The sequence below is a fragment of the Pseudomonas sp. G7(2022) genome (genome assembly GCF_052660475.1).
The window spans coordinates 1,047,338-1,067,773 of sequence record NZ_CP109659.1; the positions used below are offsets into that span (position 1 = coordinate 1,047,338).

General features: G+C 60.2%; 15 protein-coding genes and 1 pseudogene. 12 read left to right on the plus strand and 4 right to left on the minus strand.

What is annotated here, in order from left to right; translation table 11 throughout:
- Positions 1-131: 131 nt before the first annotated feature.
- The 6 genes from NE357_RS04625 to NE357_RS04650 all read left to right on the plus strand — a co-directional run bounded on the left by NE357_RS04625 (position 132) and on the right by NE357_RS04650 (position 11,027).
- A complete protein-coding gene (locus NE357_RS04625; protein WP_169428908.1) occupies positions 132-1,043 on the plus strand; it encodes an SDR family oxidoreductase in 912 nt (303 codons plus the stop codon).
- A 62-nt stretch (positions 1,044-1,105) separates the two neighbouring features.
- Positions 1,106-1,345: a hypothetical protein gene (locus tag NE357_RS04630; protein WP_169428909.1), complete on the plus strand. Its 240-nt coding sequence runs from the start codon at positions 1,106-1,108 to the stop codon at positions 1,343-1,345.
- Positions 1,346-1,576: 231 nt separating this feature from the next.
- Positions 1,577-3,370, plus strand: coding sequence for a DUF1302 domain-containing protein (locus NE357_RS04635; RefSeq protein WP_169428910.1), 1,794 nt, complete (start codon positions 1,577-1,579; stop codon positions 3,368-3,370).
- 23 nt (positions 3,371-3,393) lie between these two features.
- Positions 3,394-4,761: a DUF1329 domain-containing protein gene (locus tag NE357_RS04640; protein WP_423815169.1), complete on the plus strand. Its 1,368-nt coding sequence runs from the start codon at positions 3,394-3,396 to the stop codon at positions 4,759-4,761.
- A gap of 139 nt (positions 4,762-4,900) precedes the next feature.
- Positions 4,901-7,453, plus strand: a complete 2,553-nt coding sequence (locus tag NE357_RS04645) for a helix-turn-helix transcriptional regulator (protein WP_169428912.1) — start codon at positions 4,901-4,903, stop codon at positions 7,451-7,453.
- A 142-nt stretch (positions 7,454-7,595) separates the two neighbouring features.
- Complete coding sequence (locus tag NE357_RS04650) at positions 7,596-11,027, plus strand: hypothetical protein (RefSeq protein ID WP_169428913.1); 3,432 nt, start codon at positions 7,596-7,598, stop codon at positions 11,025-11,027.
- 23 nt (positions 11,028-11,050) lie between these two features.
- Here the strand turns inward: NE357_RS04650 and NE357_RS04655 are convergent, their stop codons facing one another.
- Positions 11,051-11,836 (minus strand): IclR family transcriptional regulator, encoded by a 786-nt coding sequence (locus NE357_RS04655; protein ID WP_169428914.1) that lies wholly within the window; start codon positions 11,834-11,836, stop codon positions 11,051-11,053.
- Positions 11,837-11,999: 163 nt separating this feature from the next.
- Between NE357_RS04655 and hmgA the strand changes: the two genes are divergently transcribed.
- The 4 genes from hmgA to NE357_RS04675 all read left to right on the plus strand — a co-directional run bounded on the left by hmgA (position 12,000) and on the right by NE357_RS04675 (position 16,793).
- The gene (hmgA, locus tag NE357_RS04660) at positions 12,000-13,295 is read left to right on the plus strand and encodes a homogentisate 1,2-dioxygenase (RefSeq protein ID WP_169428915.1); all 1,296 of its coding nucleotides are present in this window, start codon (positions 12,000-12,002) and stop codon (positions 13,293-13,295) included.
- A 3-nt stretch (positions 13,296-13,298) separates the two neighbouring features.
- Entirely contained in the window at positions 13,299-14,603 is a 1,305-nt protein-coding gene (gene fahA, locus NE357_RS04665; protein WP_169428916.1) for a fumarylacetoacetase, read from the plus strand.
- 12 nt (positions 14,604-14,615) lie between these two features.
- A complete protein-coding gene (maiA, locus tag NE357_RS04670) occupies positions 14,616-15,251 on the plus strand; it encodes a maleylacetoacetate isomerase (RefSeq protein ID WP_169428917.1) in 636 nt (211 codons plus the stop codon).
- 144 nt (positions 15,252-15,395) lie between these two features.
- Positions 15,396-16,793 carry an MFS transporter gene (locus tag NE357_RS04675; RefSeq protein WP_169428918.1) on the plus strand — a complete coding sequence of 466 codons (1,398 nt, stop codon included), beginning with the start codon at positions 15,396-15,398 and terminating at the stop codon, positions 16,791-16,793.
- Here the strand turns inward: NE357_RS04675 and NE357_RS04680 are convergent.
- Positions 16,717-17,520: a SirB1 family protein gene (locus tag NE357_RS04680; protein ID WP_169428920.1), complete on the minus strand. Its 804-nt coding sequence runs from the start codon at positions 17,518-17,520 to the stop codon at positions 16,717-16,719. The genes NE357_RS04675 and NE357_RS04680 overlap by 77 nt on opposite strands.
- Positions 17,521-17,704: 184 nt before the next feature.
- Here NE357_RS04680 and NE357_RS04685 point away from each other — a divergent pair, with 184 nt between their 5' ends.
- The gene (locus tag NE357_RS04685; protein WP_169428922.1) at positions 17,705-18,724 is read left to right on the plus strand and encodes a Leu/Phe/Val dehydrogenase; all 1,020 of its coding nucleotides are present in this window, start codon (positions 17,705-17,707) and stop codon (positions 18,722-18,724) included.
- A 167-nt stretch (positions 18,725-18,891) separates the two neighbouring features.
- On the opposite strand, the pseudogene NE357_RS04690 reads toward NE357_RS04685, so the two are convergent.
- A pseudogene (locus NE357_RS04690) lies at positions 18,892-19,149 on the minus strand (YebG family protein); the annotation flags it as partial.
- Positions 19,150-19,442: 293 nt separating this feature from the next.
- Here NE357_RS04690 and NE357_RS04695 point away from each other — a divergent pair.
- Positions 19,443-19,943, plus strand: a complete 501-nt coding sequence (locus NE357_RS04695) for a phosphate-starvation-inducible protein PsiE (RefSeq protein WP_003221775.1) — start codon at positions 19,443-19,445, stop codon at positions 19,941-19,943.
- Here NE357_RS04695 and NE357_RS04700 read toward each other — a convergent pair.
- Positions 19,940-20,257: a DUF3509 domain-containing protein gene (locus tag NE357_RS04700; protein ID WP_169428924.1), complete on the minus strand. Its 318-nt coding sequence runs from the start codon at positions 20,255-20,257 to the stop codon at positions 19,940-19,942. The two genes, NE357_RS04695 and NE357_RS04700, sit on opposite strands and share 4 nt — an antisense overlap.
- Positions 20,258-20,436 lie beyond the last annotated feature (179 nt).

Consider the following 20,436-nt stretch of genomic DNA (forward strand, 5'->3'; position numbering starts at 1 on the left):
CGCCTCGGCACGTTTTCATCATCCCCCAGCCTTATCGCGCACCATTCAGCCCCAGCCGTGTTCGTTGTGACCGAGCGCGTCGTGCCTGACACTCGGGGACACTGTCCCTCAGGCCTGCTGGAGTTGCCCCGATGAATGAGTCTGTGCGTTTCGAAGATAAAGTCGTGATCGTCACCGGAGCCGGTGGTGGCCTGGGGCGCGCTCATGCCTTGCTGTTCGCCAAGCAGGGCGCCAGGGTGCTGGTCAACGACCTTGGCGGCTCGACCCAGGGCGAAGGCGCCAACGCTTCGGCCGCCGACCGCGTGGTGGCGGAAATTCGCGAGGCCGGCGGCATTGCCGAAGCCAACCATGACTCGGTGACCGACGGCGACAAACTGGTGCAGAACGCTCTCGATGTGTTCGGCCGCGTCGATGTGGTGGTCAACAACGCCGGGATCCTGCGCGACAAGACCTTCCACAAAATGGAAGACGCCGACTGGGATCTGGTCTATCGCGTCCACGTCGAAGGCGCCTACAAGGTGACGCGCGCCGCATGGCCGCACCTGCGTGAGCAAAACTACGGGCGAGTGATCTTCACCGCATCGACCTCGGGCATCTACGGCAACTTCGGCCAGTCCAACTACGGCATGGCCAAACTCGGTCTTTACGGCCTGACCCGCACCCTGGCCATCGAAGGTCGCAAGAACAACATCCTGGTCAACGCCATCGCTCCCACCGGCGGCACGCGCATGACCGAAGGCCTGATCCCGCCGCAAGTGTTCGAGCAACTCAAACCGGAACTGGTCAGCCCGCTGGTGGTGTATCTGGCCAGCGAGCAATGCCAGGAAACCTCGGGCCTGTTCGAAGTCGGCGGCGGCTGGATGGGCAAGGTGCGCTGGGAGCGCAGTCTGGGCGCCGGGTTCGATCCACGGGTGGGGTTTTCACCGGAAGATGTCGCGGCGCACTGGCAGCAGATTTGTGATTTCGAAGGGGCGGCGCATCCGAAGGACAATATCGAAGCGCTGAAAGAAATGATGGCGAATCTGCAGAAACATTCGCTCTGACGCCTTTGAGTCGTCTGGCAGGACTCGTCCGAGTCCTGCCGTTCCCGCCGAATATCCCCGCCTTGGCGTTCCTGCAAAAAACACCGCCCATAAAAAAGGCCGCTGCAAACGCAGCGGCCAAGGTAAGACGTTGGATCAAGGAGCTACAAATCAACGTCAGTGAACACCTGGGCGATGGAGCGAAAAACGCTTCAATCCATCAGAAATCGGTTGCCGACGACTCGGTCGTGGACTTCGTGCTTCGCGGCGCCGTGCCGTTAAAGCCCGCTCAGAATAAGCGTCCGGGGCCCAAGGAAAAATAGCGATTCCGGACATGCACTGTTACCGGGCATGTAACAGTGTGCGGGTGCAGTGGCGCCATCATGCGTTCCATTGATCGCAGGTCATCCAGCCGGCTCATGGGCGGCGCAAAGCCTTGCTGCAGGCGGCGATTCATCCTTTCGAGCGACAGCGCGAATACCTCCTTGGTGCGCTTATCGTCCCCGTGTGGCGGCAGTAGGGTGAGGCCTTCTGTCACTCACCGGGGAAGACGCATGACAAAAACAACAATGCGCGCCATCTTCAAACCGCAGGCACTGGCGGCTGCGGTCGCCTTGGGCTGTTGCGCCCAGGCCCATGCGGTCGATTTCAACATCGGCGAAATCGAAGGCACGTTCGACTCATCACTCTCGGTCGGCGCGAGCTGGGGCATGCGTGATGCGGACAAGTCGCTGGTCGGCACGGTCAATGGCGGTAAGGGCCAGTCTTCGACCGGTGATGACGGGCGCTTGAACTTCAAGAAGGGCGAGACCTTTTCCAAGATCTTCAAAGGCATTCACGACCTTGAACTCAAGTACGGTGACACCGGTGTGTTCGTGCGCGGCAAATACTGGTACGACTTCGAACTCAAGGACGAAGACCGCGAGTTCAAACCCATCAGCGACAAGGGCCGCAAGGAGGGCGCCAAGTCTTCCGGCGGGCAGATTCTCGATGCGTTCGTCTATCACAACTACTCCATCGCCGATCTGCCGGGCACCGTGCGCGCCGGCAAGCAGGTGGTGAGCTGGGGCGAAAGCACCTTCATCGGCAACTCGATCAACAGCATCAACCCGATCGACGTCTCGGCATTTCGCCGGCCCGGCGCGGAGATCAAGGAAGGCCTGATTCCGGTGAACATGCTGTTCGGCTCCCAAAGCCTGACGGACAAACTCTCGGTCGAGGGCTTCTATCAACTGGAATGGGACCAGACCGTTCTCGACAACTGCGGCACCTTCTTCGGTGTCGACGTGGCGGCGGACGGTTGCAACAACGGTTACACCGTCGGCAGTCCCGCGATTGCACCGCTGGCGCCGTTGGCCGCTGCCTTCGGGCAACCCATCCAGGTCACTCGCGAAGGCGTGGTCGTGCCCCGTGGCGGTGACCGAGATGCGCGGGATTCCGGGCAATGGGGTACGGCGTTGCGCTGGCTCGGCGACGATACCGAATATGGCCTGTACTTCATCAATTACCACAGCCGTACGCCCACGGTCGGCACCACCACAGCCGGGTTGTCGACCCTGGCGGCACTCCCGGGGATGGTCAGTACCGCCAATCGCCTTGCACCCGGCAGCGGGTCCGGGCTGGCGCAAAGCGTGATGCTCGGGCGCGGTCAGTACTACCTCGAATACCCGGAAGACATCCGTCTGTATGGCGCGAGTTTCGCCACCACACTGCCCACCGGCACCGCGTGGACCGGCGAACTCAGCTACCGGCCCAATGCTCCGGTGCAGGTCAACACCAACGACCTGACCCTGGCCTTGCTCAATCCGATCGCCGGCGGCGCGGCGTCGCCGCTGACCACGTCGCCAGGCGCCGACAACAAAGGCTATCGGCGCAAGGAAGTGACGCAACTGCAGAGCACCCTCACGCACTTCTTCGATCAGGTGCTGGGCGCCGAACGCCTGACCGTGGTCGGCGAGGCTGCGGTGGTGCGGGTCGGCGGACTGGAGTCGCGCAGCAAGCTGCGTTACGGCCGCGACTCGGTGTACGGCCAGTACGGTTTCGGTGGTGACACCGGCGGCTTCGTTACTTCGACTTCGTGGGGCTATCGCGCCCGGGCCATCCTCGACTACGCCAACGTGATCGGCGGGATCAACCTCAAGCCCAACCTGTCCTGGTCCCACGACGTCTCCGGTTACGGGCCCAACGGTTTGTTCAACGAAGGCGCCAAGGCCATCAGCGTCGGCGTCGATGCCGACTACCGCAACACCTACACCGCCAGCCTCAGTTACACCGATTTTTTTGGCGGCGATTACAACGTTCTCACTGACCGTGACTTCGTGGCCCTGAGCTTCGGCGTGAACTTCTGATCTGCCCGAGAAGGATGAAATCCATGCGCAAGATGATTCTGCAATGCGGTGTCCTGGCCCTGAGCCTGCTGGCTGCCAACGTGATTGCGGCGGTGTCGCCGCAAGAGGCCGACAAGCTCGGCACCAGCCTGACGCCACTCGGCGCCGAGAAGGCCGGTAACGCCGATGGCTCGATTCCGGCCTGGACCGGCGGCATTCCGAAGAATGCCGGGGCGGTGGACAGCAAGGGCTTTCTGGCTGACCCGTTCGCCAATGAAAAGCCGCTGTTCACCATCACCGCCGCCAACGTCGATCAGTACAAGGACAAGCTGTCCGAGGGACAGGTGGCGATGTTCAAACGCTATCCGCAAACCTACAAAATTCCGGTCTACCCCACACACCGCACCGTCGCCGTTCCACCGGAAATCTACGAATCGGCCAAGCGCAGCGCGTTGAACGTCACCACGATCAATGACGGCAACGGCCTGGCCAATTTCACCGGCAATCGCTACTACGCCTTCCCGATTCCGAAGAACGGCGTCGAGGTGTTGTGGAACCACATCACGCGTTATCACGGTGGCAATCTGCGACGGATCATCACTCAGGTGACACCGCAGACCAATGGCAGCTACACGCCGATCCGCTTCGAGGAAGAGATCGCCGTGCCGCAGTTGATGAAGGACCTGGACCCGCAGCAGGCGGCCAACGTACTGACCTTCTTCAAACAGTCGGTGACCGCCCCCGCACGTCTGGCCGGCAACGTGCTGCTGGTGCACGAAACCCTCGACCAGGTGAAGGAACCGCGTCTGGCGTGGATTTACAACGCCGGCCAGCGTCGGGTTCGCCGTGCGCCTCAAGTGGCGTATGACGGACCTGGTACCGCCGCCGATGGCCTGCGGACTTCGGATAACTTCGACATGTTCTCCGGCGCACCGGACCGTTATGACTGGAAGCTGATCGGCAAAAAGGAAATGTACATTCCGTACAACAGCTACAAGCTCGATTCGCCGAAGCTCAAGTACGACGACATCGTCAAGGCCGGGCACATCAATCAGGATCTGACCCGTTATGAATTGCACCGGGTCTGGGAGGTGATCGGCACGGTCAAGCCGAGCGAACGGCACATCTACGCCAAGCGCCACATGTACCTCGACGAGGACAGCTGGCAAGTGGCGCTGGCCGATCACTACGACGGTCGCGGGCAGCTGTGGCGGGTCGCCGAAGGGCATGCCCAGTACTACTACGATCACCAGACTCAGGCCTACACGCTGGAAGCGCTCTACGACATCATCGCCGGTCGCTACATCGCCCTCGGAATGAAAAACGAGGAGAAGCACAGCTTCGAATTCGGCTTCGAAGCCAAGGTCGCCGATTTCACGCCTTCAGCCCTGCGTGCCGAGGGCGTGCGCTAGGGTTTTCGATGCACCGGCAAGACAAAAGGCGACCGTGCGGTCGCCTTTTTTATGGGTCGCAATCAACGTACTGAATACTCGTCAACAAGCGTCGGGGAGAGGGCTAGGGTGAGCGTACAACGATAAAAAGGCGCAGCCGATGACCGCCATGACCCCCTGTCTGGATCGACCGGATTTTTTCCCGAGACTGTCTCCCCATCATTTGCCGCGTCCGCGCCTTTGCGAGGTGTTGCTCGAGTCAATGGCCCGGGTCCGATTGATCTGCGCGCCTCCCGGCAGTGGCAAGACTGCGCTGCTCACCGAATGCCTGCTGCAGGCGCCGGTCAATTGCACGGTCTGCTGGTTACCGATGGCAGGTGCCTCTCTGAACGTCGGTGAGTTCTGCGAGCGGCTCGGGCGCGCGATCGGGCTGGCGGTCGCGGATGAAGCGTCGCTGCTTCATGAGGTGGCACGGCGGTCCTCTGCAACCTGGGTGTTTATCGACGATTACTGCCGCAATCCGCAGCCGGCGCTGGACGCATTGCTCGACCGGCTGCTGGCGGTCAGCAGTCCTGCCCTGACGTGGTGGATCGGTACGCGGCGCCGTCCACCCTGCAACTGGCCGCGCCTGCTGCTTGATGACGCACTGTACGAATGTGAAGGCGCAACGCTGGCGTTGACCCAGAGCGAGATCGCCCAAGTGTTGCATCACTTGCCGCCAGCCCAGGCCGACAGCGTGGCTGCTCGTATTCATCAGCGCAGCGCAGGCTGGTGCGCCGGAGTGCGGATGCTGATGATGCAAAAATGCGACTGGTCGCAAAAGACCTGGCCGCAGCAGCGCATGGACACTTTGCTGGACTACCTGCAACACGAACTGTTCAGCAGCCTGAGTCCGGAACTGGCCGAAGCCTGGCGGGTGCTGGCGCATTTGCCGCGCTTCAATGCCAGCCTGTGCGATCACCTGTTCGGTGCCGGGGACGGGGCGCAATGGATGCGCAGTCTGCAAACCCTCGGGTGTTTCATCGAACCCTGGCATCAATCTCCGGACTGGTTGCAGGTATGTGCTCCACTGTCGCGCTTGATGCGTGATGAACCCTGGCCGGCCGGACGCTCCTGGCATCGCCGGGCCTGTCAGTGGTTTGCCGCCGGACAGCATTGGAAATGCGCCTTTGAGCAGGCGTTGCTGGCCGAGGAGTACGAGGTCGCGGTGAGCCTGTTGCAACACTTCAGTTTCGAGCATCTGTTCGAGGAGCAGACCGTCGTGCTGTTACTGCGTCTCTATGAACAACGCGGCGAGGAGCTGTTGCTCAGTTCGGCACAGCTGGTCGGGTTGATCACGGCAGCGCTGTTGTTCGCCGGACGATTTGCGCAGGCGGCGGATTGCATCGGGCAACTGTCGCGTTTTTTGCCGCCACCGTCGGCTGGCCAGCAACGGCAATTGATCGCGCGCTGGCAGGCTCAGCAAGGCTGGCTGTTGCATCTTCAAGGGCGGATGGAGGAGGCGCGTGATCACTTTGAACAAGCCTTGAGCGATCTGTCGCCGAAGGCCTGGACTGCGCGTCTGCTGTGCCTCTCGGGACGTACACAACAGGCGTTGCTGTGCGGTGAGCTGGAGTTGGCGCATTCGATCAATCGTGAAGCGCTGTGTCTGGCCCGGGCAGAGGGCTCATTGCTGTTCGAGGCGTTGCTGGAACTTGATCACGCCCAATTGCTGGAACAGCGAGGGGCGTCGGCTCGCGCCGAAGCATTGCTGGCCAATCTTTGCGAAATGCTCGCTTCGTCCGTCGAGCGACCGACGCCGCTGCTGGGGCGTATCGCCCTGCGCCGGGGGCAGCTGGCACTGAGCATGGGGCAACAGGGGCGGGCGGCCGAGCTCTTTCAACAAGGGCTCGACGACTGCCTGCGAAGCTTTGACAAGCGCGTGCTTTACGGCTTTATCGGACAGGCGCAACTGGCCGCCAATCAGGGGGATTACGCTCAAGCCTTCATGCGACTGCGGGACGCCGAACGATTGATGCAACAGCGACAGATTCCGGACACGGTTTATCGCGGTGTCCTGTTGCAGGTCAGCAGCCAATTCTGGTTGCAACAAGGGCGACCCGAACTGGCTCACGAGGCGTTGAGCCGGGTGCTCAGACATTATCGTGGCCCACGTGCTCGGCAGGCACCGCCGGCGACGCTGGAGCTGATTCCACGTATCGAATGTCTGCTGGTTCTGGCCGAGACCCGATTGGATCAAATGCAAGCGCCTCTGATTCGGCTGGGTACCTTGCTGGCGTCGGCTCAGGCTCGCGGTCTGACCAGACTGGAGGCCGAGTTGCTGTTGACGCTGACCGAAGTGGCGCTGGTCCTCGGCGAGCCGGCACAGGCCAGAAAGTTCTTCGAACAGGGCTGCCAGATCATCAAGCGTTGCAACCTGCAGCAAATGTTGGCCGAGCTATACGCCCGATGCACGGAGATTCCCTCGCACTGGCGTGTTGCTGAAACAGCGGTACATGTGGAAGAACAAAGTACACCGCTCAATCCCCTCAGTCAGCGAGAACTTAAAGTTCTGGAGTTGATTGCGTCCGGCGATTCCAATCAGCAAATTGCCGAGAAGTTGTTCATTTCATTGCATACGGTTAAAACTCATGTTCGACGCATACATGGGAAGTTGGGGGTTGAACGCCGAACTCAGGCGGTGGCCAGGGCAAAGTTGCTGAATTTGTGTTGAGTGATTAAGGCTGGGTGTTACTGTTCAGATATATTGAAATAACCAGTGTCTTCCGCTTTTAAATCAAATGAGTAATTGTTGGTCCTGTAAAGGAAGTGGCATGAAGCCGTTTCCGCGTTGACGAACCTACAGGATGTGTCCAATGGGTATGATGTTTAAAACTTTAATGGCCGGTGCTGTTCTGAAAAGTGCGGATGGTCGGGTAGCGCTGGAAAATGTGCAGCGTGCGGGGGATGAGTTGAGAGCGATGCTGGAGCGTTCTCCATCCTTGAGGGATGTTTTACGGAAAAAGCTCTCGGAGCGATTCGAGCGACGGGGAAAGTCTATTGATGTAGAGGGGCTTTATATCAATGTCGGTGATGCCCCGCATGAAGTCGAGAACAGGCCGTCCGGTTCGATACTTGATGTTTTTTTTGATTGTCTGGGGCGCGGTACTTATACCTCTTATGTACAGGGTCTTGATTTTGTCTATTTGCGTCCGGGTACAACAGATGCGCGCTTGAAAGTCGACAATATCAAAATTTCAGATGTCGAGGATGTTTTGATTCAGGCGTTGCAGGAGGTGGCAACTGATCAGGCGAGTGCACTTCGTCAATACTGGCACAGCCCGGCCCGCAGCGAATCCGGGGAATCGACAACTCAAAAGGCATTGTTGGAAGTTGCCTTTGCCGAAGCATTGCAGGCCGAGTTGGCTTTGACGGAAGTGGCGGGTTCGCTTAAAAGCTTCCAGGCTCTGCGCGCCAGCGAGTTGCTGAAGGCGAAGTTATCCGGGGGCTACAAAATCAGTCTCCGTCAGGCGTCTGGCATTGAGCGGGATATGGTATCCGCTTTTGTCATGCCCTATTCGAACAACACAACTTCCGAAATCAAGTTATCCGGCGATGCTTACGGCTGGTTCCTTTACACGCCGGCCAACGGTTTTGAATATTTCTCCAGCAGTGCCGACCTGCATGCAGCAATGTGCAGCCGACTGGCTGTTGCTCCCGATGCAATCAGGTATCCGGCATTGTCGGTCAGCGTGTTCTCGCACTGTGTGGGCAGCCGGCTCAAGGATCAGGAGGCACAATTTGCTGCGCGAATCAGATCCGGTGAGCCACGCGAAGAGGGATTTGTCCGCGAACTGGACAATATTCATCAGGTTTTTGCGATGCACTCTGACCTGTACCAGCGGATCAGGGCGCTGCGCATATTGGTCAAGCGCCTGGAGTGGCCAGACTGGTTAAAATCGGCCGGTGAGTCGATACGCAATACTTACGAATTCCTTGAGGCTTCGAAAGAGGGGTATGAGTTCGAATATGCCCAGGTATCCGATCGGCTGTTTTCGCTGCACGACTTTGTCGTGGAGCGTTTCGGTCTGTGGTGTGACAGCGCTTTGGGAATGCGGCTTGACCCGGATGCAATCAAGGTCCATAGCCTGTACCAGATAGAAGTCGGCGGACGTACGATCAAGCAGGAAGATATTCGCACGCTGACCGAGTTCATCGTGATCGGCCTGCATGATGCAGACAATCGCGCGACCCTGCGTATCGAAGGTGCCCCGGCGGACAGTGGGTTGACCGTTGCCAAACTGGAGGGTTGGCTGGCCAACCGGGATCTGCGTGTGGAATTCAGCAGATCCTTGCCTTCCAGTACTCCGCAGGAGTTTCGCGAGGCTTATTTCAACTATCTGCATAGTCAGGCGGAGTTTGCACTGTTCGTTGCTCAACATTCTGCACGTTTCAATGCAGCAGATGTTGCGTTGATCAAACGCACCCTGGAAGGTGATCCCTCCGTGGAAATACGGGGAGTGAAACTGAAATACCGGCCATCGGTATTGCAAAACGTACTGTTGTTCACGCCGCGCACAGCAGCAACTCGTTATGCGCTGATGAAGATGCCCGACGGCCAGTTCGACTATGTGAAATTCGCCGACATCTACCAGTTCAATCGTTGGATGGAGTCCATGCTGTCCGATAATCGTGCTTATGCCGAATCGTTGATCCCGCCTGACGAACTGGCCACTGTCGGTGTATTGAGGGGGGGAGGCGCTACCCCGTTACACTACATGTATGAATTGGATTCGGTGCCGGGACTCATGGCGTTGAATGCCGGTGAGCCGTTGTTCAGTCATAGTGAAGTGGCTTACGCGGGTGAGGTCGCCCGTGTCCGAGCGTTGGCGCCGGTTACCTACTCCTTTGTCGGGTCACAGGCGCGGCAAAGATACGCCCGCCTCAGTACTGAACTCAAAGCATTGTCGATGGTGGACTCCCGGGAGAACGGCTATCCGACTTTCGAGCAGTTTTCCCGTGATCTGGTCAAGCAGCGGATTGAAGAATTGTTATTGACTCGGGGCCAGAAGGTTCAGGTCGATCCCGACAAAATCATGATTCAGACCGACGATTTCCATCTGGATTTGACCACTGTGCTGATTGAAGGCCGTTACTTTGAAGTGCCGGCGACGCCGGGCCGGTCGATCGATGACAATCCGAAGTTCTACGTGACGGGTGGGCATCCGTCGATTGAAAAACTGGATATCAGGGATCTTTCCAGTTGGTCGAAAACCTTGCGTCCCGGGGACCACTACACCCGGTTTTTACGAAACGATTACCTGGATCGCAAACACCCGGGCTATGAGTTCAAGCGGGCGGTGCATGCCACGAAAATCCGCTGTGAGATGCACTACGACGCCTGTCATCAGTATTTCTCCGGGCAACTTTCCACGGAAGTTTTCAAAGGGATTCAACGCCTGGTCGACAACCTGAGCCAGACTGCAGGCAATGACGCTTCTCCGTTTGCATCGAATACAAACGAAGGGATCTACAAGCTCCGCTTGCAAAGCCGTCGAATTGTCGAAGGTGTCTATATTTTCCGGATTTCCATTTATGGAAAATTCTATGACTATCTTTACACGCCGAACGCGCCTGACGATGTGGCTTTCCGTCCGGTCGAGGAATTTGTCGGTTCCATTCGTTTCCGCTACGGGCCGTTCCGGGATTACTACATCGCGCGGGTGAAGATTGAAGAACAAAAGGTTGTGAATGATTACTTCGACAATCTGGTTGCCACGGTCAACACCGTCGCTCCTCCTCAACCGGAAGGCCCTCTGCGGATGCTGGGCTTTGCTACGCTTCATGACGACAGGATCTATCGCGTTCTGAGCGACATCGATGCACGGACCACAAGCCTGAATGAGGTGATAGCCGGTCTGGTGTATGACAATGTGATTTTTGCCGCCAACATCATCAGTCTGGTGATTCCTCCGATCGGCGTCGCCGTCACCGCCGTGGAGGTATTCAAGAGCCTTTACGACGGTGCCAGAGCGTATGATCTGGGTAATTACTCGGCCGCCCTTGATCATGGAAAATCCGCGCTGATCGGACTGGTGAGTCTTGGAAAAGCAGCAGCAGCCGGCAAGCCGGTCAAGGTCACGCCTGCTCAAAAGACCTTGTTTGACCTGGGCAAGGATGCCAGGACTGTGGTGGGCTGGATGTCCAAGGCCACGGGGCAGACGCTGGGAGAAAAGCGTCTGGTCGAAATCATCGAGCAATTGATGAAGGATAATCAGAGTCGCAGCAGTCAGACCACAGTGCACTGATAAAGCGATCGAGCCTCAAGCGTTCAGGCTTGGGGCTCATGGCCCATTCGCCAACTCACGGCCCGTGTCGCCGCCAGCAACCGCTGCGCCGCCGGGCCGTTTTCGTCGGCGTGAAACAGCGACGTCGGGCCGACGATGGTCAATACCGCAGCGACCTGCCCGAGGGCGTTGAACACCGGTGCCGACAATGCGTCGACGCCGGGCATCAGCAAACCGTGGACATGATGCAGACCGCGTTCGCGGATCTGTTCGCACAACGCCGCATAGGCTTTTTCGTCCGCCAGCGGATGGCCGCCGCTGGCGATTTCCTGTTCGCGCAATTCATCGGTTTCCCGATGCGGCAAGTACGCGCCGAAAACCAGTCCGGTGGATGAGCTGAGCAGCGGCAACACCGAGCCCAGTTGCGTCACCACCGTCACCGCGCGCACCGCCGGTTCGATGTGCACCACGGTCGCGCCCTGATTGCCCCACACCGCCAGGAAACAGGTTTCGTTGAGTTCGTCGCGCAACTCGGCCAGCGGCAGGGCGGCGACTTTCAGCACGTCCATACTGTTGAGTGCGGCCAGGCCCACGCGCAGCGCTTCACGGCCGAGGCCGTAGTGGTTGGTGGCGGTGTTCTGTTCGGCGAAACCGCTGGCGATCAACGCCTGCAGATAACGGTGAACCTTGCTCGCCGGCATCTGCACATGTTCGGCCAGACGCGACAGCGAAGTGGACGGCGACAACTCGGCCAGGGCCTTGAGGATGTCGGTGCCGACTTCGGCGGAGCGGACTTTCTGTTTGCCGTTGCTGTCGCTGGTTTTTTCCATGGTGCTGCCGTGTCCCGGAACGAATGGGCGTCTTTATAGCTTGACGCTCGATAGCGAGCAAATTACGTTATGCGTAATTGAATTACGATAAAAATAACCCCGGCGTGCCAAGACCTCTGATCCAGAGCGTCCGGCCATGCCGACTCCCTGTTCAGGAGGCTCCATGAACCTCGATTCAGCCCTGGCTTACCAGTCCGGTTTCGGCAACGAATTCAGCTCCGAAGCGTTGCCCGGCGCACTGCCTGTCGGCCAGAACTCCCCGCAGAAAGCCCCTTACGGTCTGTACACCGAACTGTTCTCCGGCACCGCGTTCACCATGACCCGCAGCGAAGCGCGGCGTACGTGGATGTACCGGATCCAGCCGTCGGCCAATCACCCGGCATTCGTCAAGCTGGAGCGGCAACTGGCGGGCGGCCCGTTGGGTGAAGTGACCCCCAATCGCCTGCGCTGGAACCCGTTGGACATTCCGGCCGAACCGACCGATTTCATCGACGGTCTGGTGAGCATGGCCGCCAACTCCGGCGCCGACAAACCCGCTGGCATCAGCATCTATCACTACTGCGCCAACCGTTCGATGGAGCGGGTATTTTTCAACGCCGACGGCGAGCTGCTGCTGGTGCCGCAACTGGGTCGCCTGCGCATCGCCACCGAACTGGGTGTGCTGGAAGTGGCGCCGCTGGAAATCGCCGTGCTGCCACGGGGCCTGAAATTCCGCGTCGAACTGCTCGATTCGCAAGCGCGCGGTTACGTCGCCGAGAACCATGGCGCGCCGTTGCGTCTTCCGGATCTGGGGCCGATCGGCAGCAACGGCCTGGCCAATCCGCGGGACTTCCTGACCCCGGTCGCCGCCTATGAAAACCTGCAACAACCGACCACCCTGGTGCAGAAATTCCTCGGCCAGTTGTGGGGCACCGAACTCAATCACTCGCCGCTGAACGTGGTCGCCTGGCACGGCAACAACGTGCCGTACAAATATGACCTGCGCCGCTTCAACACCATCGGCACCGTCAGCTTCGACCACCCGGATCCGTCGATCTTCACCGTGCTGACCTCGCCGACCAGCGTCCACGGTCTGGCCAACCTCGACTTCGTGATCTTCCCGCCGCGCTGGATGGTGGCCGAGAACACCTTCCGTCCGCCGTGGTTCCATCGCAACCTGATGAACGAATTCATGGGCCTGATCCAGGGCGAGTACGACGCCAAAGCGGAAGGTTTCGTGCCTGGCGGCGCGTCCCTGCACAGCTGCATGAGCGCCCATGGTCCGGACGGCGAGACCTGCACCAGAGCCATTAACGCGGAGCTGAAACCAGCGAAGATCGACAACACCATGGCCTTCATGTTCGAGACCAGCCAGGTGTTGCGCCCAAGCCGCTTCGCCCTCGAATGTCCGCAATTGCAATCCACTTACGACGCCTGCTGGGCCACGCTGCCCGCCACGTTCGACCCGACCCGGAGATAATCCATGACTCAGAATTCCATCACCCGCAGTTGGGTCGCTTCGGCCAACGGCCACACCGATTTCCCGCTGCAGAACCTGCCGCTGGGCGTATTCAGCCTCAACGGCTCGGCGCCGCGCGCGGGCGTGGCGATTGGTGAGCACATCTTCGATCTGCAAGTGGCGCTGGAGGCCGGGCTGTTCGACGGCGTCGCGCGCAGTGCCGTCGAAGCCATGCGCAGCGGCCAGTTGAACGCCTTCTTCGAGCTCGGCCGCGACGCCCGCGTTGCCCTGCGCGAGCGCCTGCTGGAACTGTTCAGCGAAGGCAGCACCCACCGCGGCAACATCGAGGCCCAGGGCGCGAAACTGCTGCCGCTGGCCGCCGATTGCCAGCTGCACCTGCCGGCGCGCATCAGCGACTACACCGACTTCTACGTCGGCATCGAACACGCGCAGAACGTCGGCAAACTGTTCCGCCCGGACAACCCGCTGCTGCCGAACTACAAACACGTGCCGATCGGTTACCACGGTCGCGCCTCCACTGTGCGCGCGTCGGGTACCGACGTACGCCGTCCGAAAGGCCAGACCCTGCCGGCCGGTGCGACCGAGCCGACCTTCGGTCCGTGCGCTCGACTGGACTATGAATTGGAACTGGGGATCTGGATCGGTCAGGGCAACGAGATGGGCGAGCCGATCGCCATTGGTGACGCCGCTGAACACATCGCCGGTTTCTGCCTGCTCAACGACTGGTCGGCCCGTGATATCCAGGCCTGGGAATACCAGCCGCTCGGCCCGTTCCTGTCCAAGAGTTTCATCACCAGTGTTTCGCCGTGGGTGGTGACCGCCGAAGCGCTGGCGCCATTCCGTACCGCGCAACCGGCGCGTCCGCAAGGTGATCCGCAGCCGTTGCCGTACCTGCTCGACAAGCGCGATCAGGATGGCGGAGCCTTCGACATCGAGCTGGAGGTGCTGCTGCTCACCGAGAAAATGCGCGAGCAGAACCTGCCGGCCCATCGCCTGACCTTGAGCAACACCCGCTACATGTACTGGACTGTCGCGCAAATGGTCGCGCACCACAGCGTCAACGGCTGCCAGTTGCAAGCCGGTGACCTGTTCGGTTCGGGCACCTTGTCCGGGCCGGAAAACGGTCAGTTCGGCAGCCTGCTGGAAATCACCGAGGGCGGCAAAAAGCCGATCGAACTGGCGTCCGGTGAAGTGCGCAAATTCCTTGAAGACGGCGACGAAATCATCCTGCGCGCCCGCTGCGCCCGCGAGGGTTTTGCCTCAATCGGCTTCGGCGAATGCCGGGGCACTGTGCTGGCGGCACGCTGACGGGAGCGGCTCATGGACCTCTACACCTACTACCGTTCCACCTCGTCGTACCGGGTGCGGATCGCGCTGGCACTCAAGGGCCTCGACTATCAGGCGTTGCCGGTCAACCTGATTGCACCGCCCGGTGGCGAGCATCGGCAACCGGCGTACCTGGCGATCAATCCCCAGGGCCGGGTGCCGGCGCTGCGCACTGACGAAGGCAAGTTGCTGATTCAGTCGCCGGCGATCATCGAGTACCTGGAAGAACGTTATCCACAGGTGCCGTTGCTCCCCGAAGACCTCGTTGCCCGCGCCCGGGTGCGTGGTGTGGCGGCGGTGATCGGCTGCGACGTGCATCCGCTGCACAACGTCAGTGTGCTCAATCGCCTGCGCGGTTTGGGCCACGACGAGGCGCAGGTGAACGAGTGGATCGGCCACTGGATCAGTCAGGGGCTGGCGACGGTGGAGCAGTTGATCGGTGACAGCGGCTTCTGTTTCGGTGAGTGGCCGTGCGTGGCGGACGTGTACCTGATTCCACAGCTGTACGCGGCCGAACGGTTCAACGTTTCGCTGGAGTCGTATCCACGGATTCGTCGGGTGGCCGCGTTGGCCGCTGAACATCCGGCGTTCATTGCGGCGCATCCGGCGAATCAGCCGGACACCCCGTAACCCCTGTGGGAGCGAGCCTGCTCGCGATAGCGGTATCTCTGTCACATCGATCGTGGATGTGCCGCCGTCATCGCGAGCAGGCTCGCTCCCACAAGGCTTTCGTTGCGGCACCAAAAATCATAAAAACAAAACAGGTACCTTGCGATGCACAACCAGATTGCCAGCTTTCGGGCGGCACTCGACGCCCGTCCTGTGTCCCGCTTTCAGTGGTTGCTCCTGATCCTGCTCGCCTTGCTGCTGGTCACCGACGGCTATGACGCCCAGGTGCTCGGTTACGTGGTGCCGGCGCTGGCGCAGGACTGGGGCCTGGAAAAATCCGCGTTCGGTCCGGTCTTCAGCGCCAACCTGCTGGGGCTGACCCTCGGTTCGCTCGCCGTGACGCCACTGGCCGACCGCTTCGGCGTGCGGCGGATTCTGCTCGCCTGCGTGCTGATCTACGCCAGCCTCACCGTGCTGATGGTGTTCGCCGATTCCCTGAACACCCTGATGATCGCGCGCTTCATCTGCGGCATCGGCATGGGTGGTGCGATGCCCAGCGCCATGGCGTTGATGTCGGAATATTCACCGCCGCGCTTGCGTACGCTGATGGTGACGCTGGCGGCCTGCGGCTTCTCTTTCGGCGGTGCGGCGGGTGGTTTTGTCGCGGCGGGTTTTATCGACCGATTCGGCTGGCAAGCGGTGTTCCTCGCCGGCGGTGTTACACCGCTGCTGTTGTTCCCGTTTCTCTGGTGGATGCTGCCGGAATCCTTGCCGCGACTGCTGCGGGATGCGCCGCCCTATGCGCGCCTGCGCAAGGTCACCGCGCGGATGCTGCCGGGCTGGCAACCCCCTGCAGCATCGGTCGAGCAGAACGAACGCGAGCAGGGCAGCAAGTTGACTGTGGTGGAGTTGTTCCGCAATGGTTACGCACGCCCGACCTTGCTGATCTGGTCGACGTTTTTCGTCAGCCTGATCCTGCTGTATTTCATGATCAGCTGGCTGCCGTCGCTGCTGCTGGAAAGTGGCCTGAAGCTCAATGAAGCGAATCTGGTGACGTCGATGTTCCTGTTCGCCGGCACGCTGGGCGCGATCTGCATGGCGTGGTTCGCCGACCGGCTGAAGAGCAAGGTGCGCCTGCTGTCCGCTGTGCTGGCCGGCGCGGCGGTGTGCACGATCCTGCTGGGCCTGAACCACGACAATCCGCGTTATCTGGTGGCCTGTGTGTTTGCGGCGGGGTTTTGCATCATTGGCGGGCAACTGACGCTCAATGCCTTCGCCAGCAACTTCTATCCGGCACACGTGCGCGCTACTGGCACCGGTTGGGCCTTGGGAGTAGGGCGCTTCGGGTCGATTCTCGGACCATTGTTCGGCAGTCTGTTGCTGGCGATGCACATTCCGGTGCAGCAGATTTTCTTCTTCTGCGCGATCCCGGCGGTGATTGCGGCGTTGTTGATCATTCAGGTGCGTTCGCCTTCAGCGGCGTCAGTCAGTGCACCACCGAATTGGGCGGCAGATGACCCAGCCGTTCCGTCAGGCGAAGCCGCTGAATCGGATCGTCACTGAGCAGTAGCGCGTGCTCCAGATCGAAGCGCTCGGCGTTCGGGCAGTCGAGGCGCTGATACAGACTGGCCCGGGCCAGATAGTCGGCGGCATTGGCATTGCCCAGTTCGAGCACGCGCTCGGCATCGATCAGCGCCGCGATGAAGTCATCGTGGGTGACGTGCAGCTGGCGCAGATTGCGCGACAGGCGCTGCAGCATCTGCAGCGGTGTGGCGGTCAGCAGGTGGTCGGCATTGAGTTGCATCTGGTGGCCGTATTGGCGATGCAGCAGTTCGCGGCAATCGTTCGGATACAGGCGCCGTCCACCGCACGGATCGAGCAAGTGATCGGCGCCGGGAACCTTCAGCAGGAAATGCCCGGGGAAGTTCACACCCACCAGCGGAATCTCCAGGCCTCGGGCCAGCTCAAGAGCAATCAGCGCCAGAGCCAGCGGTTGGCCGCGTCGAGTGTGCAACACCTTGTTGACCATCGCAGCCTGCGGGCGCAGCGGCACAAAATCGTCCTGCGCGAATCCCAGTTCTACCATGCGTCGAAGCAACGGTTGCGCCAGCTCGCTGACCGGCAACAGCGGCAAGCCGTAGCTGACCCGTTGTTGCAGCTCGATGAAGTCCTGCAACAGTGCTTGGGGCTCGACATGTTTATCGTGTTCGGCGGCCATCCACAACGCTGCCTCCAGCAGCGCAGGCGGTGAACGGTGCAGACAGTCGAAAAAACGTTGGCGCGGACTCATCAAAATCTCCGGAGAATGCCTCGTTTTAGCCCCGTCTCTGTCATTCGTCCAGTATCGCGCCGCTCTGCCATCGGGTTATGCCGCAACGCATTGGTCGCTGTCGGGCCTTATTCCCGTGCGCTTCAGCAATTTTTGGGCGCAAGCCTATACTGGCGACTACCAGAAGTGATTCGGGAGCCTGCCGATGTTCGCTCTCATGCAAAGCACTCGCCTGGAATCGCTGCACCTTAGCGTTGATCCGGTGTCCGGATTGAAGGCGGTCATTGCCATCCATAACAGTCGCCTGGGGCCAGCCCTGGGCGGGTGTCGTTATCTTGCCTACCCGAACGACGAATCCGCGGTCGAGGACGCCGTACGCCTGGCCCAGGGCATGAGCTACAAGGCTGCGTTGGCCGGTCTGGCCCAGGGCGGTGGTGTCGCCGTGATCGTGCGGCCGCCCCATGTGGAAAACCGCGCCGCCCTGTTCGAAGCCTTCGGCCGTTGCATCGATCAGCTCGACGGGCGCTACATCACCGCCATCGACAGCGGCACCTCGGTGGCGGACATGGATTGCATCGCCCAGCAGACCCAACATGTCACCAGCACCACATCCGCTGGCGACCCGGCGCCCCATGCGGCAATGGGGGTGTTCACCGGAATACGCGCCACCGCCATGGCGCGGCTGGGCAGCGACAACCTTGAAGGCTTGCGCGTGGCGATTCAGGGGCTGGGCAATGTGGGTTATGCCCTCGCTGAACAGCTGCACGCCGCCGGTGCCGAACTGCTGGTCAGCGACATTGATCACGGCAAAGTGCAACTGGCGATGGAACAGCTCAACGCCCACCCGATCGCCAACGACGCCTTACTCAGTACGCCGTGCGACATCCTCGCACCGTGCGGTCTGGGCGGTGTGCTCAACAGCCACACTGTCACACAGTTGCGCTGTTCGGCGGTGGCGGGATCGGCCAACAATCAGCTGACGCATCTGGACGTCGCCGATCAACTGGAGCGGCGCGGCATTCTGTATGCGCCGGATTACGTGATCAATGCCGGTGGGCTGATCTACGTTTCCCTCAAGCACCGGGGCGAAGAGCTGACCACGATCACCGCCCACCTGTCGAAGATCAGTTCGCGGCTGACCGAAGTGTTTGCCCACGCCCAGGCGGAAAAGCGCTCGCCAGCGAGGGTAGCGGATGAACTGGCGGAGAAGGTGTTGTACCGCTGAGGTTTGTCCGGACATGAAAAAGCCCCTGAGTCTTTCAACTCAGGGGCCATTCAATTCAGAGGCTTCAATTCAGATGCCGATTACTTCGCAGCCTTCGCCGTCTTGGCGGGTTTGGCTGGCGCTTCTACCGGTTCAGCCACGTCTGCCGGCTCGGTTGCCACAACCGGTGCAGCCGGTGCGTTGATCAGTTCCGACAGGGCATCGGGCTGGCTCTTGAACGCCCGGGCAAATACATCGCGGTTCTTCGCCATGAAGATCCCGACTTCTTCCACTTGCTGCTCGCTCAACGAAGGAACGGCTTTTTCCAGCACTTCGGCCAACAGTTCGGCCAGTTCGAGCATTTTGTCATGACGGTCAGCTTCGGCTTTATCCATGAACAAGCGCTCCAGATCTCGGCTGCTGCGGTATACCACTTCGACGGCCATTCACCACCTCACATGCCTTCACATTAAGTTGTCTTTGCGACTACTGTATCTATATACAGCGAAAAGGATAAGCGAATCCCTGCGCTTTGGGTAGTGGCTTTTTAATGTAGACCGGATTCGGAGTTTGTCAGCCCGGTGCCTGCGTGCAGGTGCGACCAAACGCCACGGCGCGGGTTTCGCGGGGGCTCGCCATGATGGCGTGGCCTCTTTTCTGCATGCATCTGCGTACGTGCGCAATAACTGTCACGTCCAGCACGCAACATCCGCTCGAACCGGGCTAAGGAATCTTCATCGTGAAAATCAACTGGGCCGAGAAACTGCGGCAAAACGTGCATCAACTGGCCGAGTCCCTGGGCAATCTGTTCGTCGAGACCTTCCATTACCTGGCGCTGTTCGCCATCGGTGCGGTGACCGCGTGGGCGGCGGTGATGGAATTTCTCGGGATGCTCGAGGAAGGGCACATCAAGATCGATGACATTCTGTTGCTGTTCATCTATCTGGAACTGGGGGCGATGGTCGGGATTTACTTCAAGACCAACCACATGCCGGTGCGCTTCCTGATCTACGTGGCGATCACCGCACTGACGCGCCTGCTGATCTCCAACGTCTCGCACCACAACCCGCCGGACATGGGCATCATCTACCTGTGCGGCGGGATTCTGTTGCTGGCGTTCTCGATTCTGGTGGTGCGTTACGCCTCGTCGCAATTCCCTTCGGTGAAAATCGAGAAGCCGCAACGCAAGCTCGGGGCGGGTTCCGGTGAACACCCCGAGATCGAGAAGGGCGAGCTTTAAAGGCCGATCGATGACGGGTGCCGGGCCTTGATCTGGCGCGGTGGCGGGGTGATTCCGTCGCCGCGGGTCATGGCTTCAAGGATCGCCATGGCGCTGTGGCCCTGTTCGATGGCGATGCCGAACTGAATGCTTTGCACCAGGCGCTTGAGGCGCTTGGGGTCGTTGCGTTGTTCGGCGCTGATCATCCGTTTGGCGACGATCCGGCCGCCATTGGAGAGGGTCAGCATGATGCTGCCGTCGAGGCCCTGAATGCTCAGGTTGATCTGATAGTCCGGCGCGAAGGCATCGGTAATGATCTGAAAAGGATTGTCCATGATGCGTCACCGCCTGATTGAACGTGCAGTTGTTGACCGGCCTTGATCGGGTTGGTTCGCCAAAACTGACCATCGGCCCTTCCGTGGTCCTGTCTCCTTCAGCGATGTAGCAAGGGACATGCCGGGAATATTGTCGAACAATGAAACCAGCCAAAAAGAAGGCGAGCCCATGGCTCGCC